The organism is Pseudomonas sp. 91RF (assembly GCF_003576265.1).
Lineage (GTDB): Bacteria > Pseudomonadota > Gammaproteobacteria > Pseudomonadales > Pseudomonadaceae > Aquipseudomonas > Aquipseudomonas kribbensis.
In genome coordinates this window covers 116,154-141,363 of sequence record NZ_QWFC01000038.1, presented here as the reverse complement: position 1 = coordinate 141,363, position 25,210 = coordinate 116,154, and the positions used below count along the sequence as shown (strand labels likewise).

Annotated in this window: 30 protein-coding genes; 14 read left to right on the top strand and 16 right to left on the bottom strand. The window is 61.8% G+C overall.

The annotated features are described in order from the left end of the window. Nucleotides 1-104: 104 nt before the first annotated feature. From DXT77_RS20445 to DXT77_RS30165, 8 genes are all read right to left on the bottom strand, one after another. A complete protein-coding gene (locus DXT77_RS20445; protein WP_007955593.1) occupies nt 105-803 on the bottom strand; it encodes an OmpW family protein in 699 nt (232 codons plus the stop codon). Between the two features lie 223 nt (nt 804-1,026). Then, nucleotides 1,027-1,545 carry a DUF3299 domain-containing protein gene (locus tag DXT77_RS20440; RefSeq protein WP_119428961.1) on the bottom strand — a complete coding sequence of 173 codons (519 nt, stop codon included), beginning with the start codon at nt 1,543-1,545 and terminating at the stop codon, nt 1,027-1,029. An 11-nt stretch (nt 1,546-1,556) separates the two neighbouring features. Beyond that, nucleotides 1,557-2,822 (bottom strand): ABC transporter permease, encoded by a 1,266-nt coding sequence (locus DXT77_RS20435; protein ID WP_119428934.1) that lies wholly within the window; start codon nt 2,820-2,822, stop codon nt 1,557-1,559. Nucleotide 2,823: 1 nt separating this feature from the next. Beyond that, complete coding sequence (locus DXT77_RS20430) at nt 2,824-3,534, bottom strand: ABC transporter ATP-binding protein (protein ID WP_119428933.1); 711 nt, start codon at nt 3,532-3,534, stop codon at nt 2,824-2,826. Nucleotides 3,535-3,549: 15 nt separating this feature from the next. Next, a complete protein-coding gene (locus DXT77_RS20425; RefSeq protein WP_119428932.1) occupies nt 3,550-4,152 on the bottom strand; it encodes a DUF2796 domain-containing protein in 603 nt (200 codons plus the stop codon). 157 nt (nt 4,153-4,309) lie between these two features. Then, entirely contained in the window at nt 4,310-4,873 is a 564-nt protein-coding gene (locus DXT77_RS20420; RefSeq protein WP_119428931.1) for a hypothetical protein, read from the bottom strand. Next, nucleotides 4,870-5,820 carry a CHAP domain-containing protein gene (locus tag DXT77_RS20415; protein WP_119428930.1) on the bottom strand — a complete coding sequence of 317 codons (951 nt, stop codon included), beginning with the start codon at nt 5,818-5,820 and terminating at the stop codon, nt 4,870-4,872. The genes DXT77_RS20420 and DXT77_RS20415 overlap by 4 nt, the downstream gene beginning before the upstream one ends. Then, complete coding sequence (locus DXT77_RS30165) at nt 5,817-6,398, bottom strand: PAAR domain-containing protein (protein ID WP_256662989.1); 582 nt, start codon at nt 6,396-6,398, stop codon at nt 5,817-5,819. Before DXT77_RS30165 ends, DXT77_RS20415 begins: the two co-directional genes overlap by 4 nt. A 125-nt stretch (nt 6,399-6,523) precedes the next feature. Between DXT77_RS30165 and DXT77_RS20400 the strand changes: the two genes are divergently transcribed. Continuing rightward, nucleotides 6,524-6,883, top strand: a complete 360-nt coding sequence (locus tag DXT77_RS20400; protein WP_119428929.1) for a hypothetical protein — start codon at nt 6,524-6,526, stop codon at nt 6,881-6,883. 4 nt (nt 6,884-6,887) lie between these two features. Here DXT77_RS20400 and trxA read toward each other — a convergent pair whose 3' ends face one another. The 3 genes from trxA to DXT77_RS20385 are packed head-to-tail and all read right to left on the bottom strand — an operon-like array spanning nt 6,888 to nt 8,917. After that, nucleotides 6,888-7,760 (bottom strand): thioredoxin, encoded by an 873-nt coding sequence (gene trxA, locus DXT77_RS20395; protein ID WP_096820749.1) that lies wholly within the window; start codon nt 7,758-7,760, stop codon nt 6,888-6,890. A gap of 39 nt (nt 7,761-7,799) precedes the next feature. Further along, on the bottom strand, nt 7,800-8,456 hold the full coding sequence (locus DXT77_RS20390) for a methyltransferase (RefSeq protein WP_114885804.1): 657 nt from the start codon (nt 8,454-8,456) through the stop codon (nt 7,800-7,802). Continuing rightward, entirely contained in the window at nt 8,453-8,917 is a 465-nt protein-coding gene (locus DXT77_RS20385; RefSeq protein ID WP_119428928.1) for a hypothetical protein, read from the bottom strand. The genes DXT77_RS20390 and DXT77_RS20385 overlap by 4 nt, the downstream gene beginning before the upstream one ends. 128 nt (nt 8,918-9,045) lie before the next feature. On the opposite strand from DXT77_RS20385, the gene nrdR reads away from it, so the two are divergent. The 12 genes from nrdR (at nt 9,046) to DXT77_RS20325 (ending at nt 17,729) form a co-directional block, all read left to right on the top strand. Next, nucleotides 9,046-9,510: a transcriptional regulator NrdR gene (nrdR, locus tag DXT77_RS20380; protein ID WP_003228656.1), complete on the top strand. Its 465-nt coding sequence runs from the start codon at nt 9,046-9,048 to the stop codon at nt 9,508-9,510. Next, on the top strand, nt 9,507-10,640 hold the full coding sequence (gene ribD / locus DXT77_RS20375) for a bifunctional diaminohydroxyphosphoribosylaminopyrimidine deaminase/5-amino-6-(5-phosphoribosylamino)uracil reductase RibD (RefSeq protein WP_119428927.1): 1,134 nt from the start codon (nt 9,507-9,509) through the stop codon (nt 10,638-10,640). The genes nrdR and ribD overlap by 4 nt, the downstream gene beginning before the upstream one ends. Before the next feature lie 47 nt (nt 10,641-10,687). After that, nucleotides 10,688-11,353: a riboflavin synthase gene (locus DXT77_RS20370; protein WP_102620871.1), complete on the top strand. Its 666-nt coding sequence runs from the start codon at nt 10,688-10,690 to the stop codon at nt 11,351-11,353. 16 nt (nt 11,354-11,369) lie between these two features. Beyond that, the gene (ribBA, locus tag DXT77_RS20365; RefSeq protein WP_065259547.1) at nt 11,370-12,461 is read left to right on the top strand and encodes a bifunctional 3,4-dihydroxy-2-butanone-4-phosphate synthase/GTP cyclohydrolase II; all 1,092 of its coding nucleotides are present in this window, start codon (nt 11,370-11,372) and stop codon (nt 12,459-12,461) included. Between the two features lie 91 nt (nt 12,462-12,552). After that, nucleotides 12,553-13,029 (top strand): 6,7-dimethyl-8-ribityllumazine synthase, encoded by a 477-nt coding sequence (gene ribE / locus DXT77_RS20360; RefSeq protein WP_003228649.1) that lies wholly within the window; start codon nt 12,553-12,555, stop codon nt 13,027-13,029. Beyond that, nucleotides 13,026-13,526 (top strand): transcription antitermination factor NusB, encoded by a 501-nt coding sequence (nusB, locus tag DXT77_RS20355; RefSeq protein WP_085712321.1) that lies wholly within the window; start codon nt 13,026-13,028, stop codon nt 13,524-13,526. The genes ribE and nusB overlap by 4 nt, the downstream gene beginning before the upstream one ends. A gap of 17 nt (nt 13,527-13,543) precedes the next feature. After that, nucleotides 13,544-14,509: a thiamine-phosphate kinase gene (thiL, locus tag DXT77_RS20350; protein WP_119428926.1), complete on the top strand. Its 966-nt coding sequence runs from the start codon at nt 13,544-13,546 to the stop codon at nt 14,507-14,509. Continuing rightward, nucleotides 14,506-15,009: a phosphatidylglycerophosphatase A gene (locus DXT77_RS20345; protein WP_065259550.1), complete on the top strand. Its 504-nt coding sequence runs from the start codon at nt 14,506-14,508 to the stop codon at nt 15,007-15,009. The genes thiL and DXT77_RS20345 overlap by 4 nt, the downstream gene beginning before the upstream one ends. 28 nt (nt 15,010-15,037) lie before the next feature. After that, on the top strand, nt 15,038-15,772 hold the full coding sequence (locus tag DXT77_RS20340; RefSeq protein WP_119428925.1) for an ABC transporter substrate-binding protein: 735 nt from the start codon (nt 15,038-15,040) through the stop codon (nt 15,770-15,772). A gap of 123 nt (nt 15,773-15,895) precedes the next feature. Beyond that, on the top strand, nt 15,896-16,513 hold the full coding sequence (ribA, locus tag DXT77_RS20335; RefSeq protein ID WP_065259552.1) for a GTP cyclohydrolase II: 618 nt from the start codon (nt 15,896-15,898) through the stop codon (nt 16,511-16,513). Continuing rightward, nucleotides 16,510-16,929 (top strand): MFS transporter, encoded by a 420-nt coding sequence (locus DXT77_RS20330; protein ID WP_119428924.1) that lies wholly within the window; start codon nt 16,510-16,512, stop codon nt 16,927-16,929. Before ribA ends, DXT77_RS20330 begins: the two co-directional genes overlap by 4 nt. Continuing rightward, a complete protein-coding gene (locus DXT77_RS20325; RefSeq protein ID WP_119428923.1) occupies nt 16,929-17,729 on the top strand; it encodes a cobalamin-binding protein in 801 nt (266 codons plus the stop codon). The genes DXT77_RS20330 and DXT77_RS20325 overlap by 1 nt, the downstream gene beginning before the upstream one ends. Here DXT77_RS20325 and DXT77_RS20320 read toward each other — a convergent pair. The 5 genes from DXT77_RS20320 to DXT77_RS20300 form a co-directional block, all read right to left on the bottom strand. After that, a complete protein-coding gene (locus tag DXT77_RS20320) occupies nt 17,726-19,609 on the bottom strand; it encodes a TonB-dependent receptor domain-containing protein (protein ID WP_119428922.1) in 1,884 nt (627 codons plus the stop codon). The genes DXT77_RS20325 and DXT77_RS20320 overlap by 4 nt on opposite strands. 150 nt (nt 19,610-19,759) lie before the next feature. After that, nucleotides 19,760-21,658: a 1-deoxy-D-xylulose-5-phosphate synthase gene (gene dxs / locus DXT77_RS20315; protein ID WP_119428921.1), complete on the bottom strand. Its 1,899-nt coding sequence runs from the start codon at nt 21,656-21,658 to the stop codon at nt 19,760-19,762. A 91-nt stretch (nt 21,659-21,749) separates the two neighbouring features. Continuing rightward, on the bottom strand, nt 21,750-22,637 hold the full coding sequence (gene ispA, locus DXT77_RS20310; RefSeq protein ID WP_096820759.1) for a (2E,6E)-farnesyl diphosphate synthase: 888 nt from the start codon (nt 22,635-22,637) through the stop codon (nt 21,750-21,752). Then, nucleotides 22,634-22,876: an exodeoxyribonuclease VII small subunit gene (locus DXT77_RS20305; protein ID WP_007894317.1), complete on the bottom strand. Its 243-nt coding sequence runs from the start codon at nt 22,874-22,876 to the stop codon at nt 22,634-22,636. The genes ispA and DXT77_RS20305 overlap by 4 nt, the downstream gene beginning before the upstream one ends. An 88-nt stretch (nt 22,877-22,964) precedes the next feature. Continuing rightward, on the bottom strand, nt 22,965-24,110 hold the full coding sequence (locus tag DXT77_RS20300; RefSeq protein WP_119428920.1) for a Fic family protein: 1,146 nt from the start codon (nt 24,108-24,110) through the stop codon (nt 22,965-22,967). 277 nt (nt 24,111-24,387) lie between these two features. Here DXT77_RS20300 and DXT77_RS20295 point away from each other — a divergent pair, with 277 nt between their 5' ends. Beyond that, nucleotides 24,388-25,191, top strand: a complete 804-nt coding sequence (locus tag DXT77_RS20295; RefSeq protein WP_119428919.1) for a YfaP family protein — start codon at nt 24,388-24,390, stop codon at nt 25,189-25,191. The last annotated feature ends 19 nt before the right edge of the window (nt 25,192-25,210 follow it).

Sequence of the window (25,210 nt, the reverse complement as noted above, 5' to 3'; positions counted from 1 at the left end):
AGGGAGCTTGCTCCCCGGTCGATTGCGTAACATCGCCGTCAGTTCTGAGTCTGCCCGCCACCAAGCCTCATTCACCACCACGTGAACGTTCTTTGATTGCTCGCTTAGAACTTGTAGCCCAGACCGACCATGTACACAAATGGATCGACGTCGACATTCACTTTGGCGCGAGTGCCCGGAGCCACGGCGTTGTTCTCGACGGTGGCGCGGGTATCGATGTCGATGTAGCGCACCTGGGCGTTGAGCATGATGTTGTCGGTCAGCATGTAGTCGGCGCCGACCTGCCAGGCCAGGCCCCAGGAGTTTTTCGCCTTGAAGTTGCTGAAGCCGTTGGACTGGGCTTCGCTGCCGACGTGCTCGTCGTAGATCCAGGTGTAGTTGATGCCGCCGCCGATGTACGGCTGGAACGCCGACTTCGCGTCCAGCGGGTAGTAAACGACGCTCAGGGTCGGCGGCAGGTGTTTCAGGGTGCCGAGCTTGCCGTTGGCGGCCGGCAGGGCAGTGCCCTTGAGCTTCACGTCATGCTCGAACGGCGATGCGGCCAACAGCTCGATACCGATGTTGTTGGTCAGCATGTAGGCGAAGTTCAGACCCAGTTGGGTGTCGCTGCTCATGGTCGCCTTGCCGCCCAGGTTGGTGCCGCTCAACGGACCCTGATCGACCTTGACGCTGGAGCTGTCGGCCTTCGGGTTGACGGTGATCGCACCGGCACGAACGATGATGTCGCCGGCTTCGTGGGCGTGGGCGAGCGGGGCTGCGAGCGCGAGGGCAAACAGCGAAGCGCTGAGCAAGGACTTGTTCATGGAAGCTCCCAAAGGACGTTAAAAATGTTTGATGTCCTATGGTACGAATCCGTCTGATACGGTCTTTTGACTCAGCTCAATGAAACAGTGAAGGGGTGATTTTTTATGGAACCTTTGCCGACCCCATCGCGAGCAGGCTCGCTCCCACAGGTGATCGCGCTTTAATGTGGGAGCGAGCCTGCTCGCGAAAGGGATGGATCAAGCAGCACAGAACTGGCCGGAATTACTCCGGCAGCTCATAAACGTAAATCTTGTCCGCATCCATCTGATAGCCGGCATCCGCCAGCTCGCTGGTGGACGGCTTGACCTGCAACGGCCCTTCGACCCAGTACGGCTGATACAGCTCGTCGAGCTTCACGCCGACTTCACTTTTCACGTGCACGATCTGGTTCGACGGCGGTGGCGGCACGTGGATGCAGGCGCCGAAATACGGCACCAGCAGGAAGTCCGTTGTGCGTCCTTCCTCGCTGACTTCCAGTGGCACGATGTAGCCCGGCAGGCGGATGTTCTGCCCGTCGAGGCTCTGCACCACCGGCGCGTTGGGCATGTCCTGCTTGGCGGCTGGCGCCGATTCGGCGGACAGCGCATCGCTCATCTTCGACAGGTCATGCAGCGGTGTCATGTTCGGTACTTCGGGCGCCGCGTCCGGAGGGATCATCTCCGACCAGGTCAGGTCTTTCGGTGCCGCTGCCCACACGGGCAGGGCGACCAGCAACAGCAGCGCAAGGACAGCGCGGGGCATGGTGAACATCCTCATAAACGGATCGACAGGCCATCGGCCAAGGATTGGCGATACGCACGCCAGGCCGGCACGCTGCCCATCAGCAGCGCGGCAGCCAGAATGCCACCGAGCAGCGTCCATTCATACTCGCTTGGCCAGGTCAGCGGCAGATACAAGCCGTAATTGGCCTGCACATAACCCTGTGCTGCGGCGATGCCGAGGTACAGCAACGCCAGCCCGGCGATCACCCCGCTCAGCGCCAGAGCGAACGCCTCCAGCACCAGCAGACTCGCGATATGCCACGGCCGCGCGCCCACCGAGCGCAGGATCGCCATCTCGCGGCGGCGTTCGTTGAGGCTGGTGAGAATCGCCGTGAGCATGCCGATCAACCCGGTCAGCACCACGAACAGCGAGACTACGAACAACGCTTTTTCAGCGGTGCTCATCAGGCTCCACAGTTCCTGCAAAGCCACGCCCGGCAGGATCGCCAGCATCGGCTCGCCACGGAATTCGTTGATCTCGCGTTGCAGCGCGAAGGTCGAAATCTTGCTGTTGAGGCCGAGCATGAACGCGGTGATCGCTTGCGGCGTCAGGTCCATGTTGCGCGCCTGATCGGCGCTGATCCGCCCGTTGCCACGGGCCGGTACGCCGTTGTGCCAGTCGATGTGGATCGCCTCCATGCCGCCGAGGCTGATGTGCAACGTACGGTCCACCGGCGTGCCGGTGCGCTTGAGAATTCCGACCACGGTGAACGGTTTGTCATCGTGCTTGACCAGACTGATCGCCGCCACGCCGTGGGCCAGTACCAGTTTGTCGCCGAGCTTGTAATGCAGCGCCTCGGCCACTTCGGCGCCGAGTACCACTTCGAACGGATCGGTAGCGAAGGCACGGCCGTTGGCCAGTTCCAGATGCTGCTGGCGGCCGTACTGGTAATGCTCGAAATAGGCTTCGGTGGTGCCCATAACGCGGTAGCCGCGATGGGAATCGCCGAGGGACATCGGGATCGCCCACTTCACTTTCGGGTTGCTGGCGAAGTGTTCGAAGCTGTCCCAACGAATGTTGTTGGTGGCGTTGCCGATGCGGAACACCGAATACAGCAGCAGGTTCACCGAACCGGAGCGGGCGCCGACGATCAGGTCAGTGCCGCTGATGGTGCTGGCGAAACTCGCTTTGGCTTCGGTGCGCACCCGTTCCACCGCCAGCAGCAGGCAGACGGAGAGGGCGATGGCGAACGCGGTGAGCAGGGCGGTGAAGCGGCGGTTGGCGAGGCTGGCCATGGCCAGACGGAACAGATACATCTCAGACCTCGGCAGACGTGGCGGCGCGATTGAGTTCGGCCAGGGACAGGTGACGGTCGAACAGCGGCGCCAGGCTCTGGTCGTGGCTGACGAACAACAGGCTCGAACCGGCCTCGCGGCACTCAGCGAATAAAAGGCGAATGAAGCTTTCCCGGGCGTCGTAGTCCAGCGCCGAAGTCGGCTCGTCGGCGATCACCAGTTCCGGCTGACCGATCAGTGCACGTGCAGCGGCGACCCGTTGCTGCTGACCGATCGACAGCGAGTCGGCGCGGCGCCCGAGAATGCCTTCGTCCTTCAGACCCAGGTGGGCGAGCAGGGTGGCGGCCGCCTGATCGACGCTGCCATGACGTTGCTTCGCACGGTCTGCCCGCAGCTTCGAAAAGTGGCAGGGCAGCTCGACGTTCTCGCGCACCGAGAGAAACGGCAGCAGGTTGAATTGCTGGAAGATGTAGCCGGTGTGATCGACACGAAAGCGATCGCGAGCGCCGGCACCCAGTTCGGTCAGTTCCTGGCCGAGCAGGCGAATGCTGCCGCGCCCGGGCTTCTGCACCCCGCCGAGCAGGCCGAGCAGGGTGGTCTTGCCGCTGCCGCTGGGGCCCTTGAGGAACAGGGTTTCACCCGGTTCCAGGCGGAACGCCGGGATGTCCAGCAGCGGCGGGTGACCGGGCCAGTTGAAGCCCAGGTCGGACAGTTCGATGAGTGCTTGGGTCATGGTGCCGGTTCGTGATCAGAATTTCAGGGCGGCGGATTTGGCCGTCACTTCCGTGCCTTGCTGGCCGTTCGGGCTGATCAGTTGTACCTGAATTTTCTGGGTCGCCGGGAAGGTATTGAAAATGTTCGCCAGATCCAGAGTAGTCAAGGTGCCCGGTGCTGCGCAGGTGAACTGGTAGTGAGCGTGGATTTCGCTGTGATCGTGGTGATGCGCTTCGCCGCCCTTGGCGTCTTCGTCGTGCTCATCGTCGTCGTGATTGTCGGCATCCGGCTTGTCACCGAACAGCGGGCTTTCCAGTTTCTGACTGGCGACTTTGCAACCGGCAGCGGCCGGCAGGCTGAACAGCGCCAATGGCTTTTCCAGCTGCGCACGGGCCGCAGCGACCTTGGCCTTGTCGGCATCGCTGGTGGCAGCGTGTTCGAAACCGACGAGGTTCATCGCCGGGCTTTCCAGCTCCAGCTCCAGGGTCTGGCCGTCGAGCGCCGCGTTCAGGCGACCGACGCCATGCTCGTGGGCACCAAGGCTGCCATGTTCGTGATCATGATCGTGCTCATCGGCAGCCTGGGCGATGGCCAGCGGCAACAGGGCAAACGGCAAAGCGAGCAGCAGACGACGCATGGCGAACTCCGGGAAGTAAAGTGAAGAGTTTGTTATGTAATCTTATAACGAAAGTGCGCAGAGTTTGCCCGCCCGAAACGCTTTGCGCAAGGCATGACTGAGCACCGTCCGGGATGTTCCCGGAGCGGTACATAGATTGAATGTCACGATTTTTGAATCAGAATCCGGCGCCGGGATGGTCGAACCAGTAGCCTCCCGTCAGCACATGGCGGATCAGACTTTCGTCGAGCAGATTCGGAGCATCGCGAGTGAAGCGCTGGCGCCAGGCTGGAAGCCACCAGTAGTTGATCGCCGTGCCGCGCGGAAGTACCACCACCTTCATGACCTCCGGATCGATTCTGTGCTCTGAGTAGAGTTGATGGCTGCGATCCATGAAGCCCATGTACTGACTGATCGGCAACTGGAACATCAACGCCGTAGTGAAGATTTTTTCACTTTCACTGAGCGCGGGATTTTGCAGTATCTGTAACGCTTCACAGGCGTACGGCATTGGTTGGCCGGCAACTTTTTGGCCTTCGGGAGTAGAAAGTATGTCGAAGCGGTCATCCATATCCCGCCATCCGATACGCCTATTACTTTCAAAGTAATTGTGAACGATGGCGGTCAACGGCCCTGGCGCTGTGCCTTCGGAGGTGCAGGCTGAGAGGTTGGCAGGCGACCAAAAGCGCCATGCCACAACGAGCAGGAGTGAAGCAGCCAGGATTATCCAGAGTCGTTTCATTGTGGTTTGCTGAACTTGTAACGTCGGAAGATGGTGAAGTCGTGGTCACTGCGAGCAGCATTACCCGATGCGATTCGAAAGCCTACGTCGTTGACTTCGATTTTGTCCCAGCTTGCTGAAATGCAGACACCCTGAGTCAGAACAAATCCGACGTGACCGCTGGCATCAGAGTAATTGACAGCATACGCACCAACGTCTCCGGGCAGGGGGGATTTTTCTGCGCTCCAACTATTGAGCAGCCGGTTCTCATCTGCCCATTCCCCAGCGGTTGGCGGGCTCACTTTGGAATAGCCCGGGATGTATTTCGAAGAGCCATGTTCGATCATTGCCACGTTGACACCGATGGCAGTCAATACGTCATAGACGAACACATTGCACTTGTTTGATTCCGCCCTGAACTCCACGCTTTTCTTAAGCGTTGGATGCGGTAAAGAATGTTTGACTTTGTTGCCGGCCCATTCAGTCGAACCTCGGTGTGATAGCGCCTCCATCAGTATGCGGCGCGGCATGTCCTGGATGACCACCTTTACGGTGCGTGTTTCATCCCTCCGTTTGACGCCATACTCGACCTCGTAGAATGTATCGTTAGAGACTTTGCCGCTGGTGGACAGGGGCACTTTTACCCAAGGTGACACTGCAACTATCGACAGCGATTTACCTGAATTCAGCGTGGCTGTATGCATTGCCTTTTTTGCGCCGGAGTTACCAACAATTTGAACAGTGACTTCGTAGCTGTCACGGCTCTTTATCGAAGGTAATTTCTGGGCGTCCGAGCGAGTAATAGCGGTTTGAGTCTTGTCCGAAACGAGCGAGTAGATGCGGGGTTTGTCATCGTTTTGAACGATGTTGTCATCAATGACAAGTCCGTCGATCAGCAACTGAAACTTCACGCCTTTTGGTGGCTGCATCAGAAAGTCTTTAAAGACGAGTTTGATTTCCGACTTCATGGCAAGTCCTGATTCAGGGGTTCTTCATAAGCGTAAAACGTCCACTCGGACTCTTCACCGACCAACAGAGTGTCGTAATCCGAATGGCTTTCCACAGGGTGTTCGCAGCCTTCGCCTGTTGCATTACAGGTGATGTCTTGCAGGACGGCTGTTTTTTTCTTGTCTTTGAGTCTGTAGGCAAGTCCTGGTTTCTGGGAGTCGTCCAGGCGTTCGATGATGACTTGCAGATAGCGACGTGAAGTCGGGGCGGTAATCGAAGGGCCCATATCGATGGGAGCTGGACGGCCAATGCCGGCGAAGCCGCTGTGTTGCTGAGTGAGCAGTTTGTTGGCCATGGGCGGGCAGCCGCAGGCGATATAGTCACCCTCCAGTGCAGCCGGGCCGGCGGGCAGGATCAGAGTTCTTTCGCCAACGGCGACAATCGGTCCTTGGCCAGCGCTGCATGCCGGGCAACTGGCAAGTTGCCCGATCGAGGCGATGATTTTGCCTTCGATACGCAGGTTTTCGTTTCCTTCGAGAATCACACCACCTGTAGAGGTGGGGCCTCCCTTCGACGCCAGTTTTCTTCCTGAAGACATGGGGTTCCTTCCCATGAAAAAAAGAAGAAATGTAGCCGATAAGGCAAGCGTCGCCAGCTCCTGACACTTGGCGTTACACAAGTCCCATGGGAGCATGCAGGTCAGAAAAGTGCGGGAGCGAAGTTATGTTGCGGATACGCGGAACCGTCGGCGAGTTGCCGGTGGATTTGACCCTGGAACTGGATGAAAGCGACTGGGCGCGGCTCGGTGCGCAGTTTGGCGTGCAGGTGCAAACGGCCGAGCCGCAAGCAGCAGCGACGGCGCCTGTAGCGAAGCCGGTCAATCAGGATGACGCATTGTGGCAGGTTGCCAGGGATTTGCTGCGCAAGGCCGGGCAACTCAGCGGACCGGAGCTGCTGGATCAGCTCGAAGGACTGACCGGCAGCGCGGCGGCGGGCAAGCGCCTGCTGGTGCGCCTGAGGCATTCGTCGGACGTGAAAGTGGCGAGCGGCGGGGACACGCCGCTCTACAGCTGGATCGAGTAAGCGCTTAGTAAAGCGCGGCAAACACCTTGCGCCGGTAAGCGGTCACCAGCGGGTGATCGTTGCCCAGCAGTTCGAACACTTGCAGCAAGGTCTTGTGCGGCAGGCCTTCACCGTAGCTGCGGTTGCGGATGAACAGCTTGAGCAAGGCATCCAGCGCCGCTTCGTATTGCTGGCGGGCCAGTTGCTGGATCGCCAGTTGATACACCGCTTCATCGTCCTGCGGATTCTGCGCCAGACGGCTTTTCAGGTCGGCGGCGTCCGGTAGGTCGCGGGCCAGGCCGAGGAACTTGATTTGCGCCTTGGCACCGGCCAGCGCGGCTTTGTGTTCGTCGCTCTTGACCGCGTCGAGCACGGCTTGCGCTTCGCCCAGTTCACCGCGTTCCGTCAGGCAGCGGGCATACAGGATCAGCGCCTTGGCGTTGGTGTTGTCTTCGTTGAGCATCACCACCAGCGCGGCTTCGGCATCGGCGTAACGGCCTTCGTCGAACAGCGCCTGGGCTTGCTCGAACGGATCAGCCGCTGCCGGCGGTGGCATTTTTACGTGAGGTTCAAGCAGGGCACGCACGGCGGATTCCGGCTGGGCCCCGGCAAAACCGTCCACCGGTTGACCGTCCTTGAACAGCACCACGGTCGGCAGGCTGCGGATACCAAAGCGGGCGACGATGTCCTGTTCAACGTCGCAATCGACCTTGGCCAGCAGCAACTCGCCCTGATAGCTCTCGGCGATGCCTTGCAGCATCGGCATCAGCGCCTTGCACGGCGCACACCATTCGGCCCAGAAATCCACCAGCACCGGTTTTTGAAAGGAAGCCTCGATCACCGACTGGTCGAAGTCGGCCGTCGTGGCGTCGAAGATGTACGGCGTTTGCTGACTCATGGGGTATCTCGTAAAAGCGTGAATGGGGCAACTATACGGTCAGGCGCGGGCCGCGTGGTAGAGGCTGACATGGCGAAACTCTTCGGGCTCGGCCAGATCCGGCAAGGTCATGGCTTCGAGCATTTCGATACGCCGGTACAGCGGGTGACGGAAATCCCTGACCCGTGAATCCGCTACCAATGCTTCGCGGCCGCGACTGAGAAAGGCGTCGAGCAGCGGCAGGTTCTCGCGGTCGTACAGAACGTCGGCCACCAGGATCAGATCGAAGCGATCCGCCTCGGCGAAGAAATCCGTGGAATAGCTCATCTGCACATCATTGAGTTCGGCATTCGCCTGGCACGCGGCAATCGCCAGCGGATCGAGGTCGCAGGCCACCACCTCCAGCGCGCCGGCCTTCACGGCGGCAATCCCGGCGATCCCGGAACCGGCACCGAAATCCAGTACGCGTTTGCCACGCACCCACTCGGGAAATTCCGCCAGATAGCGTGCCACCGCCAGACCACTGGCCCAGCAGAAACTCCAGTACGGCGGCTCGTGCAGGATCCGCCGGGTTTCGTCCGGGCTGAATTCCCGGGCCATGTTGTCGCCGTCGATCAGCCACAGCTGCAAATCGGTATCCGGCAACGCACAGGCTTTCAGTCTGGCGTCGCCGAGCAATTCGCCCAGCGCCTGTTGCAGGTCCAGCGGTGCATTCATGGCGCTTTTACAAATTGCAGCGGGCCCAGGGCCTGGGTGGTCGGCTGGCTGATGGTCTGCGACGGCAGGTGCAGGATCAACTGACCCGATTGAGTGGCGCGGCCACGCAGTTCGACCCGCGCGCCGACCGGGAAGGCATCAGGATTGAAGCGCAGGCGAAACGGCAGAACCTGGTTGTTGCCGATCAGGCTGGAGCTGGCGAGCAATTGTTGCGGGCGACCTTTTTCGTCGATCACCAGCAGCGCCAGTTCGACTTCGGCGCCCGCCGGCACGCCTTGCAGGGTGCCGCTCAGTTCCCGTTGATACGCGGGCAGCGGGCCGAGGTCGGCTGCTTCCCTGGCCTTTTTCTGCGCCTGTTGCGGCGCCGGGCCCGGCGCTGGCGGCTGCGGCTTGGGCTTATCGCTGCCACAGGCCACCAGCAGGGCGAAAACACTGAGCAAAACGAGCGGTCGTAGCGACATTGGTGGCTCCGTCAAAATGAAATCCATGGATCAAACGATCATGGCAGTCTGTATACCGCAAAGCCTATGGCTTGTCTTGCCACCGGGATGCGCTACCATGGCCCTCCCTTTTTTTGTTGCCAGCCACCATGCACTGTCCCTTCTGCGGTGCCAACGACACCAAGGTCATCGACTCGCGTCTGGTCGCCGAGGGCGAACAGGTGCGCCGCCGGCGTGAATGCCTGGCCTGCGGCGAACGTTTCACGACGTTCGAGACGGCCGAACTGGTGTTGCCGCGCCTGATCAAAACCGACGGCAGCCGTCAGCCGTTCGACGAAGAAAAACTCCGCGCCGGCATGCAGCGCGCCCTGGAGAAACGTCCGGTGAGCGTCGAGCGTCTCGAGTCCTCGCTGGTGCACATCAAACACAAGCTGCGCGCCACCGGCGAACGCGAGGTCAAATCCCTCGTGGTCGGAGAACTGGTGATGGCCGAGCTGCAAAAGCTCGATGAAGTCGCCTACATCCGTTTCGCTTCCGTGTACCGCCGCTTCCAGGACCTCAACGAGTTCCGCGAAGAGATCGACCGTCTCGCCCGTGAACCGGTGAAAGAATGACCACCGCCGCCGAGCAGGCCATCCTCGACGCCCGTTTCATGGCCCGGGCCCTGGAGCTGGCGCGCAAGGGGCATTACACGACCCATCCCAACCCACGGGTCGGCTGTGTGATCGTGCGCGACGGGCAGATTGTCGGCGAAGGCTGGCATGAGCGCGCCGGCGAACCCCACGCCGAAGTCCACGCCCTGCGCGCCGCCGGTGAGCTGGCCCGGGGCGCGACCGCTTACGTCACCCTCGAACCTTGCAGCCACCACGGTCGTACACCGCCCTGCGCCGATGCGCTGGTGAATGCCGGTTTGGGTCGGGTGGTCGCGGCGATGCGCGATCCCAATCCGCAAGTCGCCGGACGCGGTCTGCAACGTCTGGCCGATGCCGGCATCGCCACTGAAAGCGGAGTGCTGGAAAGCGAGGCGCGCAAGCTCAATCAAGGTTTTCTGAAACGCATGGAACACGGCTTGCCGTTCGTGCGGGTCAAGTTGGCCATGAGCCTTGACGGCCGCACAGCGATGGAAAGCGGCGAGAGCCAATGGATCACCGGCCCGGCCGCGCGTTCTGCGGTGCAGCGTTTGCGCGCCCAGGCCAGCGTGGTGCTGACCGGCGCCGACACGGTGCTGGCCGATGGCGCCCGCCTGACCGTGCGCGGCGATGAACTGGGGCTGGATGCCGAACAAACCGCGCTGGCCCTGAGCCGTCCGCCGCTACGGGTGCTGATCGATGGACGTCTGCGAGTGCCGCTGGATGCACCGTTCTTCAAGGCCGGCCCGGCGCTGGTCGCCACTTGCGTGGCCATCGAAGAACAGTACGCCCATGGCCCGGAATGCCTGATCGTGCCGGGTGATGACGGTCAGGTCGATCTGCATCAATTGCTGATCGAGCTGGCCAATCGTGGCGTCAACGAAGTGCTGGTCGAGGCCGGCCCGCGACTGGCCGGCGCGTTTGCCCGGCTCGGTCTGGTCGACGAGTTCGTGATCTTCATCGCCGGCAAGTTCCTCGGCTCCACGGCGCGTCCGCTTTTGGACTGGCCGCTAGCCTATATGAAGGATGCGCCGGAGCTGAAAATCACTGAAATTCGCGCGGTTGGCGATGACTGGCGAGTCACTGCAATCCCTGTCTCATCGGCGAGCGTATAATTCCCGGCCATCGTGTTAGCGCTGGCTTCGTTCTCAAGGAGAACCCCATGTTTACCGGCATCATCGAATCCATCGGCAGTATCCGCGCACTGACCCCAAAGGGCGGTGATGTGCGGGTGCATGTCGAAACCGGCAAGCTCGACCTGAGCGACGTCAAACTCGGCGACAGCATTGCGGTCAACGGCGTGTGCCTGACCGCCGTGGAACTGCCGGGCGACGGCTTTGCCGCCGACGTCAGTCGCGAAACCCTCGACTGCACCGCCATGAATGACCTGAAAAGCGGCAGCCCGGTCAACCTGGAAAAAGCCCTGACCCCGACCACGCGTCTCGGCGGGCATCTGGTCAGCGGTCACGTCGACGGCGTCGGCGAAGTGGTCTCGCGCAGCGACAACGCCCGCGCCGTGGAATTTCGCATCCGCGCACCGAAAGAGCTGGCCAAGTACATCGCCCACAAAGGCTCGATCACCGTCGACGGCACCAGCCTGACCGTGAACGCGGTCGATGGCGCCGAATTCCTGCTGACGATCATTCCGCACACCCTGAGCGAAACCATCATGGCGTCCTACAAGCCTGGTCGCCGGGTGAACCTGGAAGTCGACTTGCTGGCGCGTTATCTGGAGCGTCTGCTGTTGGGCGACAAGGCAGCAGAGCCGACCGCCGGCGGTACGATCACCGAAAGCTTTCTGGCCGCCAACGGCTACCTCAAATCCTGACTGAAGGGGGTGCCTTGTGGCGCTCAATAGCATCGAAGAACTGGTTGAAGACATCCGCCAAGGCAAGATGGTCATCCTCATGGATGACGAAGACCGCGAGAACGAAGGCGACCTGATCATGGCCGCCGAATGCTGCAAGGCCGAGCACATCAACTTCATGGCCAAGCACGCACGTGGCCTGATCTGCATGCCGATGAGCCGCGAGCGCTGCGAAACCCTGAAGCTGCCGCTGATGGCCCCGCGCAACGGTTCCGGTTTCGGCACCAAGTTCACCGTTTCGATCGAAGCGGCCGAAGGCGTGACCACCGGCATCTCCGCCGCTGACCGCGCGCGCACCGTGCAGGCGGCTGCCGCGAAAGACGCGAAAGCCGAAGACATCGTCAGCCCTGGCCACATCTTCCCGCTGATGGCCCAGGCCGGTGGCACCCTGGCCCGTGCCGGCCACACCGAAGCCGCCTGCGACCTGGCGCGCATGGCCGGTTTCGAGCCGAGCGGCGTGATCTGCGAAGTGATGAACGACGACGGCACCATGTCCCGTCGCGCCGAACTGGAAGCCTTCGCGGCCGAGCACAACATCAAGATCGGCACCATCGCCGACCTGATTCACTACCGGATGATCCACGAACGTACCGTTCAGCGGATTGCCGAGCAGCCACTGGACAGCGAACTGGGCCAATTCAACCTGGTGACCTATCGTGATTCCGTGGAAGGCGACGTGCACATGGCACTGACCCTGGGCACAGTTTGCGCTGAAGAGCCGACCCTGGTTCGCGTGCACAACATGGACCCGCTGCGCGACCTGCTGATGGTCAAGCAGCCGGGCCGCTGGAGTCTGCGCGCCGCCATGGCTGCGGTCGCCGAGGCCGGCAGCGGTGTGGTGCTGTTGCTCGGTCACCCGCTCGACGGCGACGTGCTGCTGGCGCATATCCGCGAAACCGGCGATCAGGCGGCGGTGAAAAAACCGACCACCTACAGCATCGTCGGTGCCGGTTCGCAGATCCTGCGTGACCTCGGCGTGCGCAAAATGCGCCTGATGTCGGCACCGATGAAGTTCAATGCGATATCCGGTTTCGATCTGGAAGTTGTAGAATACGTGCCCTCCGAATAATGACCGGTTGTTTCCGGACCCGAATTCGCGGCAAATAAATCACTGAGGGACGCGAAACAGACGCGTCCCGGCTCTTTAAGAGATCTGACGAATGACCCTGAAGACCATCGAAGGTACCTTCATCGCCCCTAAAGGCCGCTACGCTTTGGTAGTGGGCCGTTTCAACAGCTTCGTGGTTGAAAGCCTGGTCAGCGGTGCAGTTGATGCCCTGGTTCGCCACGGCGTGAGCGAAAGCGACATCACCATCATCCGCGCACCTGGCGCCTTCGAAATCCCGCTGGTTGCGCAAAAAGTCGCCCAGAAAGGCGAGTTCGCAGCAATCATCGCCCTGGGCGCGGTCATTCGTGGCGGCACTCCGCACTTCGAATACGTGGCTGGCGAGTGCACCAAGGGCCTGGCCCAGGTGTCCATGGAGTTCGGCGTACCGGTCGCTTTCGGCGTCCTGACCGTTGATTCCATCGAGCAAGCCATCGAACGTTCCGGCACCAAGGCCGGCAACAAAGGTGCTGAAGCTGCCCTGTCCGCTCTGGAAATGGTCAGCCTGCTGGCGCAGTTGGAGGCCAAGTGATTAGCGACGATAGCGATCGTTTCAACCCGCGCGATCCGAAACCTGCGGATGCCGGCAAGCCATCGAAGAGCGCCAAGCGCCGCGAAGCCCGTCAGCTCGCGACTCAGGCCCTGTATCAATGGCACATGGCCAAGGCTTCGCTGAACGAGATCGAAGCGCAGTTCCGGGTCGATAACGATTTCACCGATGTCGACGGCGCGTATTTCCGCGAAATCCTCCACGGGGTTCCGGCCAACCGCACCGAAATCGACACCGCGCTCAAGCCTTGCCTGGACCTGGCGATCGAAGAGCTGGACCCGGTTGAACTGGCGGTTCTGCGCCTGTCCACCTGGGAACTGCTCAAGCGCGTCGACGTGCCGTACCGCGTTGTGATCAACGAAGGTATCGAACTGGCCAAGGTCTTCGGTTCCACCGATGGCCACAAGTTCGTCAACGGCGTGCTCGACAAGCTGGCCCCGCGCCTGCGTGAAGCTGAAGTGAAGGCGTTCAAGCGCTAAAACGCGCTTGAGACCTCATGGGCGAGTTTGAGCTGATCCGCAATTTCTTCGCCGCCGCGCCTTGTGCGCAGGGCGGCGAGGGCGTTGCACTGGGGATCGGCGACGACTGTGCCTTGCTGGCGGTTCCTTCCGGGGAACAGCTGGCGATCTCCACCGATACGCTGGTGGCCGGCGTGCATTTCGCCGATCCCTGCGATCCGTTTCTGCTCGGTCAGCGTTCGCTGGCCGTGGCGGTCAGCGACCTCGCTGCCATGGGCGCCACACCCGTCGCCTTTACCCTTGCCCTGACTCTGCCGACGGTGACTGCCGATTGGCTGCAAGCCTATGCCCGTGGTTTGAACCGCATGGCCCAAGGCTGCGGCGTGGCATTGGTTGGTGGTGACACGACGCGTGGGCCGTTGAGCCTGACCGTCACCGTGTTCGGTCGTGTCCCGGCCGGACAGGCCCTGACCCGCAGCGGCGCGCAGCCCGGCGATCTGCTGTGCGTCGGCGGCGAGCTGGGCAACGCCGCCGGGGCCTTGCCGCTGGTGCTTGGCCAGCGTGACGCCGAGCCGCACATCGCCCAGCCGCTGCTCGATCATTACTGGTCGCCGCAACCGCAACTGGCCCTCGGTCAGGCCCTGCGGGGCAAGGCCACCGCGGCGCTGGATATCTCCGATGGCCTGCTCGCCGATTGCGGCCATATCGCACTGGCCTCGAAGGTTCGCCTCGAAGTCGAGCGTGAGCGTGTCCCGTTGTCGGACGCGCTGGTGGCGTTTCTTGGTCAGCGCGGTGCCGAGCGTGCGGCGTTGAGCGGTGGCGATGATTACGTGCTGGCCTTTACCTTGCCGTCCGTCGAATTGCCGGCATTGCTGGCCGATGGCTGGCCGATCCATGTGATCGGGCGTGTGGCCGAGGGGCAGAGCGTGGTGCTGCTGGACCGCGAAGGGCATGACATCACCCCGCAAATCCGGGGTTATCAACATTTTCAGGAGTCACCGTGACAGATCACCCGAAACAGGTTCCCGGCGAATTCGTTCCGCCGTCGGTCTGGCGCAATCCCTGGCATTTCATTGCGTTCGGCTTCGGTTCCGGCACGTTGCCGAAAGCGCCGGGCACGTGGGGCTCGTTAGTTGCGCTACCCTTTATTCCGTTGTGGCAGATGTTGCCCGACTGGGGCTACTGGCTGATGCTCGGGATCACCATGCTGTTCGGCTTCTGGCTGTGCGGCAAGGTGGCCGACGATCTGCGGGTGCACGACCACGAGGGTATCGTCTGGGACGAGATGGTCGGGATGTGGATTACCCTGTGGCTGGTGCCGGAAGGCTGGTACTGGTTGCTCGCCGGGTTCCTGATGTTCCGCTTCTTCGACATCCTCAAGCCGTGGCCGATCCGCTGGATCGACCGGCATGTGCATGGCGGCGTCGGCATCATGCTCGACGACGTGCTGGCGGGCGTGTTCGCCTGGCTGGCGATGCAGGGGCTGGTGTGGATTTTCGCCTGATTTCAAGGCGTGGATGAGGGACACAGGGATGGCTCGACGCTGGTTGGCGATTCTGGTTTTCACCTTGCTCGGTGCGACGGCCCTGGCACAGGAGGCGCCGCCGTCGGTCATTCACCTGGCCAGCGAAGACTGGGAAGACTACACCGCCGCCGACGGCCACGGCCTGGGCTGGGACGTCCTGCGCAAGGTGTTCGAACCGGCCGGCGTGACCCTGGACATCCGCACCGTGCCATACACCCGCTCGGTGGGGCTGGTGCAGCTGAAGGAAGTCGACGCACTGGTCGGCTCCTATCGCGGCGAGGCCGAGCAGGTTCTGTATCCCAAATGGAACTTCGATTCCGATCACATCTACGCGCTGGGTCTTGCCAGCAATCCGGCACCGACCGAGGCCACCCTCGGCAAGTACAGGCTGGCCTGGGTTCGGGGTTATCGTTATGAGACCTACCTGCCGAACATCAAGCGCTACAACCAGATCGAGCGCCGCACCGGGATCCTGTCGATGCTCAAGCAGGGGCGGGCGGATTACTACATCGACGCCCTGACGGAAATCGAAGCGGTGCTGAGAAATGCCGCCGACCCTTCGCAATACCGTTATTCGCATCTGGCTGAGTTGCCACTGTACCTCGGCTTCGCCGACACCCCTCAGGCCCGTGCGCTGATGTCGATCTACGACCAGCGCATGGATCAACTGGTGAAAAGCGGCGAACTGAAGCCCATCTTCGAACGCTGGAAACAGCCGTATCCGTTCGACCGGGGGCAATGACGGCTGGCCAGTCATCAAACTTTTTGATCGTTATGGCCGATAATTCAGCCTAAGCGTCTGCCGGAACCTGCTGTTACAATGCCGCCCAGCGAATCTCGGACTTTTTAGATCAGGAGCACACCGGTGCCTGTCGTTTTTGTCGCCGCTTCCAAGCTGCCAACGCCTTTTGCGCAATTCACCATGCACGGTTTTCTCGATGAAGCCACCGGCCGCGAGCACGTCGTGCTGAGCCTGGGTGAGATTGCCGACGGTGCCCCGGTACTCGGCCGGTTGCACTCCGAATGCCTGACCGGCGATGCCTTGTTCAGCCAGCGTTGCGACTGCGGCTCGCAACTGGAGGCCGCCCTCAAGGCGATCGCCCGTGAAGGTCGCGGCGTATTGCTGTACCTGCGTCAGGAAGGTCGTGGCATTGGCCTGTTGAACAAGATCCGCGCCTACGAATTGCAGGACGGCGGTGCCGACACCGTTGAAGCCAACGAGCGTCTGGGCTTTGCCGCTGACCAGCGTGACTACGCCATGTGCCTGCCGATGCTGGAGCATCTGGGCGTGAAATCCCTGCGCCTGATGACCAACAACCCGCGCAAGGTCAAAGCCCTGACCGACATGAACATCGTCGTCGCCGAGCGCGTGCCGCTGCACACCGGCCACAACCCGCACAACAAACTCTATCTGGCGACCAAGGCCAGCAAGCTCGACCACATGATGGGCAACGAGCATCAGGGCGAGGTAGACCGGGCGTGACCCGCGGTCAGGTGCGCCGCCGCCTGTCGGTCGCCTGGTGGAAATACCTGGCGCTGGCACTGGTGCCGCTGTTCGTGCTCAACGCCGTATTCGGCGAGAGCGAAGCGATCATGCCGGTGCTGGCGATGCCGTTGTTCATTGCCGGCGTCGCCTCGATGTTTGTCAGCCTGAAATTCTTCGGCCGCTACAAACACGCACTGATCGCCACACAAAAAACCCTCGATACCCCGGATGAACCCGCTGCGTGGATTGCCCTCGCGGCCCGTCGTCGCACGGCGTTTCTGGCGGCGGGATTACCGGCGTGGATTGGCGCACTGGCGGTGTTCGTCGGCCTCGAAGCGGTGCCGCTGATGCTGCTGGCGTTGTCCACGGCGGTGCTGTTCTACCTCTACCGTATCCCGCGTCAGCTCGGTTGATGCGTCGTCTCTGGCTGGCGGTTCTGCTGCTGGCCGTCAGCAGCGAAGCCCTGCCTGCCCTACGGGTGGTCAGCCTCGCGCCATCCCTGTCTGAAATCGTTTTGGAGCTGAATTCGGCCGACCTGCTGGTGGGCGTGCTGGATGCCGGTGAGCGGCCGTCCGCGATCAAGGATGTGCCTTCGGTGGGCCGTTACGGCCAGCTCGACATGGAGCGGCTGCTCAGTCTCAAACCTGACCTGTTGCTGCTGTGGCCCGGCAGTGTCGGCGCGGCCCAGCGCGATCAGCTCAAGCGCCTGAACATCCCGACCTTCGTTGCCGAACCCCACAGTTTCGAGCAGTTGACCACGCAGATCGAAGCCATCGCTGCGCAGCTCGGTCGCCCTGAACGCGGGGTTGAGCGAGCGACCGAGCTGCGACTCAAACTCGATGAGCTGCGCCAGCGCTATCGGCGGGAAACGCCGCTGCGGGTGTTCTATCAAGTCTGGGACAAGCCGCTGTACACCATCGGTGGCGGGCAGATCATCAGCGATGCGCTTGAGGTGTGTGGCGCACGCAACGTGTTTGCCGACCTGACGCTGCCGGCGCCGCAGGTGAGCATCGAAGCCGTTTTACAGCGTGATCCCGAAGTGATTCTGGCCGGCGACCAGCCACAACTGAATGCGTGGAATGCCTGGCCGCAGGTGGCGGCGGTGAAGCACAGGCAGTTGCTGCTGGTCACCGACAAAGGTCTGGAGCGTCCGAGCGGGCAGATGATCGAAGCGACCGCCAAGCTCTGCCAACTGATCGAGCCGGGCCGTTAGAGCTGCGGCGTCCAGGTCACGCCGAATATGAATGTCCGGCCTTCCTCACGATAGCCATACTGACTGCCGTCATGGCTGTACAGCGCCCGGCTGTAACCCTTGTCCAGCAGGTTATCCACCTTGAAATCCAGCTTGATCTCACGGTCCAGCGCCCAGCTGCTGCGCAGTCCCAGCAACGCATAACCACCCAATGGCTGCTGATTGTTCAGGTCGTCGTAACTGCTGCTGACGGCCTGCCAACTGGCGCCGAGGCCGAGGCGATCGAATTGCCGATCCAGATCCCAGCTCAAGGTGCGACGGGCACGGCGCGCCAGGGTGTGGCCGGTGTCGCGGTCGCGGGGATCGATGATTGCCACGCCGAGATTGCTCTGCCAGCCCAGCAGCTCCTGTTTCAGCGCTGCTTCGAAGCCGTTGATCCGCGCCGAGGCGACGTTTTCCGGGCGTGAGTTGCTGCCGAAGATGATCGCGTCTTCCAGATCGGTCCGATACAGCGACGCTTCGAGGCTGCTGCTGTCGCTCAACTGGCTGCGCCATTGCAGCTCGTAGCTTTTCGAGGTTTCCGGTTTCAGGTTCGGGTTGCTGAAGTCCGGGTAATACAGGTCGTTGAAGGTCGGCGCACGGAAGCCTTCGCTGTAGCTGAGCAACAGATCGTTGTCCGGGTTGACCGGCAACGTCAGCGTGCCGCTCCAGCTGTTCTGGCCACCGAACTGCTGGTTGTCGTCACGGCGCAGGCCCAGTTCAGTGGAGAAACTGTCGGCCTGGAAGCGATGCTGGACGAACGCGGCGCGGTTCCAGCGGCTGTCTTCGTCGAACGCGGTGCTGCTGTTGACCCGGTCTTCGTACCAGTCGCCGCCGAGGATCAGGCTGTTGCGTGCATCGAGGGTCAGGTCGTTCTGCCAGGTCACCGAGTCGCGGTAGGTGTTGAACACCGAGCGTTCGTCACTGAGCTTGTCGAGGGACTTGTCGCGGTTTTCGCTGTGGCCAAGCTCCAGGCGCGACTTCCAGCGCTCGTTGATCCGCGCATCGATGTAGCTGCTGAAACTGCTGACAGCGAAATCGCTGTAGGGCTGTTGCTGGACGGAGTCGAAGGTGACCGGGTCAAAGCGCCCGAACGGGTTGTCGAACTCGCTTTTGCCACGGTTATCCAGCAGGTTGGCGCCGACTTCGATGTCATCGGTCAGCGCATGGCTGAGGCTCAGGCTGATGGATTTGTTGCGGTAGGCATCGTGATCGCTGTCGCTGGGATACGACTCACGGGTGCGGTCGATCCCGGCGGTTTCATCGAGGCTGGCACCGAGGTTGAAGCGGGTTTTCTCATCGCCGCCGGACAGGCCGACACTGCGCTCCCAGGTCTGGTTGCTACCGAAACCGACATGCATCCGCGGCTGCATGCCTTGCTCAGCGCCGCGCCGGGTGAAGATCTGAATCACCCCGCCAATCGCATCGCTGCCGTAGATCACCGAACGCGAACCGCGCAGCACTTCGACGCGTTCGATCTGCTCGATGTTGAGGTGCTGCAGGTTGCTGTCGCCGGACGTCGAGTTGCCGATGCGCTGGCCATCGACCAGCACCAGGCTCTGCGCCGATTGCGTGCCACGGATGTAAATACCCGGAAGACTCCCGCGCCCGCCGGTTTGCGCCACTTGCACCCCGGGTACCCGTTGCAGCAGATCGGTGACGCTGCTCGGTTGCAGGCGCTCGATGTCTTCGCGGGTGAATACGGTGTTGGCAGCGCTGCTGTCGTTGCGAGCTTCCACCTGGCGGTTGGCGCTGATCAGCACGTCCGGCAGCTTCAGGGCCTGATCGCGTTCGAAGGTGTCGGCGAGGGCGTTGGCGGTGGGCAGCAGCAGGAGGGGCAGGGCGAGACGCGAGAGGTTCATCGGCAGTCCATTGATCTTTCAGGTGTACACAAATCAAATGTGGGAGCGAGCCTGCTCGCGATTGCGGTGTGTCAGTCGGCATTGAAGTGACTGACAGTGCGCTATCGCGAGCAGGCTCGCTCCCACATGGGTTTTGCATGTATCTATTGTTTAGCGGTTAAGCAGCTCCAGGCGCTCACGCACCGCCGCTTCGATCCCGGCTTCGTCCAGACCGCACTCAGCCAGCATCTGCGCCGGTTTGGCGTGCTCGACGTAAATGTCCGGCAAGCCCAGGTGCAGCACCGACTTGAGAATGTTCTCGCGGGCGAGGAATTCACTGACTGCGCCACCGGCGCCGCCCATGATCGCGTTCTCTTCGATGGTCACCAGCAGGTCGTGGCTGTTGGCGATCTCGCAGACCAGCGCTTCGTCCATCGGTTTGACGAAACGCATGTCGACCACGGTGGCGTCCAGGGTTTCGGCGACGTTCAGCGCTTCGGCCAGTTGCACGCCGAACACCAGTAGGGCGACCTTGCTGCCCTGACGGCGAATCACGCCCTTGCCGATCTCGATCGGTTCGAGGTTCTTCTCGATGGTCGCGTTCGGGCCGGTGCCGCGCGGGTAACGCACCGCCGCCGGGCCGTTGTACAGGTGACCGGTGGTGAGCATCTTGCGCAGTTCGTTTTCATCGCTCGGGGTCATGATCACCATGCCCGGGATGCAACGCAGGAACGACAGATCGAAACTGCCGGCGTGGGTCGGGCCGTCTTCGCCCACCAGACCGGCACGGTCGATGGCGAACAGCACGTCGAGGTTTTGCACTGCGACGTCATGCACCAACTGGTCGTAACCGCGTTGCAGGAACGTCGAGTAGATCGCCACCACCGGTTTCGCGCCTTCGCAGGCCATGCCGGCCGCGAGGGTTACGGCGTGCTGCTCGGCAATCGCCACGTCGAAGTAGCGCAGCGGGAAGCGTTCGCTGAACGCCACCAGGTCCGAGCCTTCCTTCATCGCCGGGGTGATGCCCACCAGACGCGGGTCGGCAGCGGCCATGTCGCACAGCCATTCACCGAACACGCCGGAGTACTTCGGCCCGCCGGCCTTTTTCGGTGCAGCGGCCGGGGCGTCCAGCGGTTCGAGTTTGGTGATGGCGTGGTAGCCGATCGGGTCGACTTCCGCCGGGGCGAAGCCTTTGCCTTTCTTGGTGACGATGTGCAGGAACTGCGGGCCCTTCAGATCGCGCATGTTGCGCAGGGTGGCGATCAGGGTCGGCAGGTCGTGGCCGTCGATCGGGCCGATGTAGTTCCAGCCCAGCTCTTCGAACAGGGTGCCGGGAACCAGCATGCCTTTGGCGTATTCTTCGGTACGACGGGCGATTTCCCAGGCGCCGGGCAGGCGCGACAGCACTTTCTTGCTGCCTTCACGCATGCTCGCGTAAGTGCGGCTGGAAAGGATCTTCGCCAGATAATTCGACAGGCCGCCGACGTTGCGCGAGATCGACATGTCGTTGTCGTTGAGGATCACCAGCATGTTGGCGTTCACTTCCGGCGCATGGTTCAGCGCCTCGAAGGCCATGCCGGCGGTCAATGCACCGTCGCCGATCACGGCAATCGCCTTGCGATCGCTGTTCTGCAGGCGGGCGGCGATGGCCATGCCCAGTGCGGCACTGATCGAGGTGCTGGAGTGGCCGACGCCAAAGGTGTCGTACTCGCTCTCGGAGCGGCGCGGGAAGGCGGCGATGCCGTCCTTCTGGCGCAGGGTTTCCATGCGCTCGCGACGACCGGTGAGGATCTTGTGCGGATAGGCCTGATGACCAACGTCCCACACCAGCCGGTCGTCCGGGGTGTCGAAGACGTAATGCAACGCGATGGTCAGCTCGATGACGCCCAGGCCGGCACCGAAATGCCCACCGGTCTGGCCGACCGTGTAGAGCAATTCCAGGCGCAACTCATCAGCCAGGGTTTCCAGCTCGGCTTCGCCTAACCGGCGCAGGCCGTCCGGCGTGTTCGCGCGGTCGAGCAGGGGCGTGGTCGGGCGCTTGCGGGGAATCTCATGGAACGTCGTGGGCATCAGGCGAATCGTTATAGGTATAAAAGATGCGGCAGTTTACCTGATGCATCGTCCCCTGCCCACGCGTTGGTCTTTTTTGGCTGATTAGCCTTTAGTTGCGCCGGTCGACGATATACCGGGCCAGATCGCGCAATGGCTCGGCCGCCGCGTCAAACGGTCGCAGCGCATGCAGGGCCTGATCGCGCAGTTCCAGGGCGTAAGCCTTGGCCGCGTCGAGGCCGAGCAGGGCCGGGTAGGTCGGCTTGTCGCGGGCAATGTCCGCGCCCTGGCGTTTGCCGAGGGTTTCGGTATCGCTTTCGACGTCGAGGATGTCGTCCTGCACCTGGAACGCCAGGCCGATGGCCTGTGCATAACTTTGCAGGGCCTTGAGTTCATCCTTCTCGGCGCGGCCGCTGGCCAGGGCGCCGAGTTTGACGCTGACTTCGATCAGCGCGCCGGTCTTGTGCCGGTGCATCTGTTCGAGGGCTTTTTGATCGAGCTTGAGGCCGACCGAACCGAGGTCGATGGCCTGGCCGCCGACCATGCCGGCCGGGCCTGCCGCGTGCGCCAGCGCCGTGACCTGTTGCAGGCGGATATCCGCGCTCAGGTCGCTCAGGCGCGGGTCGAGCAGGGCGCTGAAGGCCAGGCTCTGCAAGCCATCGCCGGCAAGGATCGCGCAGGCTTCATCGAATTTCTTGTGGGTGGTTGGCTGGCCGCGACGCAGATCGTCATCGTCCATCGCCGGCAAATCGTCGTGTACCAGCGAATAAGCGTGGATCAACTCCACTGCACTCGCCGCGCCGTTGGCCTGCTCGGCCTTGCCGCCGAGGGCTTCGCAGGCGGCGTAGGCCAGCAGCGGGCGCACGCGTTTGCCGCCGTTCATCACGCTGTAGCGCATCGCTTCGTACAGCCGCGCCAGTTCCGGCAGCGGCGCGTTGAACAGGGTTTCCAGTGCCGCATTGACCCGCGCCTGGCTGGTCGCCGAATACGCCGCGATCATTCTGGCTGGTCCGCGTCGAAGGGTTCCTCGGCGAGTTCGCCATCGCGCTCCAGCAACACCTGGACCTTCTGCTCGGCCTGGGCCAGCGCTGCCTGGCAGTCACGGGTCAGACCGATGCCCTGCTCGAAAGCGGTCAGCGAGTCTTCCAGCGACAATTCACCGTTCTCCAGACGCTCGACCAGCGTTTGCAGGTCGGCGAGGGACTGTTCGAAATCCAGTGCAGCTTTTTTGCGGGCCATGGCGGCTAATTCCGGTTGACGTTAAACCGGCGCGACACTAGCAGATAGGGGGTTTATGGGCAAATGAGCGGGCCGACGGACAAGGGTGTCAGTCGGTCGATTCGTCCGGATATTGAATCTGATACCGAGTGCTGCGTCCGCCGCCCGGAAGACGTTGCAGACAACCCTTCTCCAGCAGTTCCGCCAGATGTCGGGTCGCGGTAGCTTTGGAGACCTTGGCCACACTCTGGTATTGCGCCGCACTGATGCCGTGCTCGAAACCACGTTCACCACCATCGAGCAAGCGATTGAGCACTTTGATCTGCTCCGCCGACAGCCCGGATTCCCGGTGCGCCTGCCAGAAGCGTGATTTTCCCAACACACTTTCAATCCGCGCGATGGCCTGTTGCAGACTGCGCAGCAAGGTTTGCAGGAACCATGTGAGCCAGTCAGTAATGTCCAGCGTGGCTTTCTGGCTCGATTCGAGTATCCGGTAATAGCCCGCACGATCATCGAGAATGCTGGCAGACATCGCATAAAAACGAATCGCCTGCGCTTCGCCCTGAGCCAGTGCCAGATCGGTAAGGGTGCGAGTCAGGCGCCCGTTGCCGTCGTCGAACGGGTGCAAGGTGACGAACCAGAAATGTGCGATGCCGGCTCGCAGCAAAGGATCGAGGCCTGCCTGATGCCGACTGGCGTCGAACCACTTGAGAAAACTGTCGAGTTGTCGCTCAAGGCCTTGTCGCGGTGGCGCCTCGAAGTGCACGGTCGGACGGTCGATTCTCCCGGAAACCACCTGCATCCGCTCGTCGCCGCGTAATGCGCCGACATTGATTGCACGCGAAAGGAAGCCACTCTCCTGTTCTGGAAACAGCCACGAATGCCATTCCAGCAATCGTTCCAGCGTCAGCGGTTCGGCAAAGCGCTGAGTGGCATCGAGCATCAGTTGCGCCAACCCCTCGCTGCGCTTGCTGACGTTGTCGCCATCAGGCGATTCCAGCCCCAGGCGTCGTGCCAGTGAAGAACGCACGGATTCAACATTCAATTGTTCCCCCTCGATGGCCGAGGAGGTCACGATGTTCTGCAGCAACGCGTCCAGCTCAGTCTGAGCGCTCAGTGAATTGCCCACTGATCCTGCCATGCCCATCAATTGTCCCTGCGCCTGAACGCATTCGCGCAACAGCGCCGTGAGACGCTCTGCCTGCCAGTTGAAGTCGGGCCAGTCGGGCTGCTGCCAGATCCAGTGAGTTGCCATGAAATGCCATTCCTGAATGCGTGAGCCGAATACAAACGCTATTCGGCTCATTTAGTGAGCCGAATATGACGCCTATTCGGCTCATCGTCCACCCGAGGGCGTGATTCCTACCGCATTTCAAGATGTATCCGATTGTTAAAAAACTGCCGAATCGCTAACCTTCGCGCCTTCTACGACCCGACAGTCACGGGTCTTTCAGACGAAACGCAGTTTTCACCGCTGTGAAGTACCGAGGATCGGGTGCAAGGTTTCGTTCAGGCATGGCAGGAGGCATTACATGCGTTCATTTCTTTTGCTGCTGATCGGCCTGGCCTGCGTGCCGGCGCTGTGGGCTGCGCAGACCAACCCGATCAGCGCCGAGATGTCGGAACCGGTGGGCGGCTGGCGCTACAACGGTTTGCTCGACCGCAGTGAAAACCCGCAAGTCGCCTATCCCACGCCGCCGATCGATCGCGGCATCCAGCGCAATCGCACGATGATCCAGGGCCAGCTCAAGGCCATCGGCAATCAGCGCGGGCCGCACACCCTGGCGGTCAACGGCAATCCGCTGAACCTGTACACCGACGACGATGGACGTTTCGCCCGGCCCTATGCGTTCGGCGCCGGCTCCAACAGCGTCGAAGTGCGCAGTGCCGAAGGCCAGTCGCTCAAGCGCGTTCAATTCTATGAAGCGAACAACCTGCGCACACCGGCTCGGATTCGCGTGGTGCTCGGCTGGGACGATCCGAAGGCCGAGCTCGACCTGCACATCATTACCCCGGACGGCCAGCATGCGTTTTTCGCCCACACGGCGTTGACCAGCGGCGGCGGTCTGGACCCGGACGGCGTCGATGGCCCCGGCCCGGAAATGTTCACCATGACCGCGCCGCTGCATGGCACCTATCTGGTTTACGTCAACTATTGGGGCAACTTCGGCGACGGCGGCTATAACTTCGAGGAGGCCAGCAACCAGAACGAGGTCATCACCTCGCAGATCACGCTGGTGCTCAACGAAAACACCGTCGACGAAAAACGCGAAACGTTCATCGTGCCCCTGCGGGCCATCGGTGATCTGCTGCTGGTCAAGACTTTCAACTATTAAGCATCCCGCACCACGGATG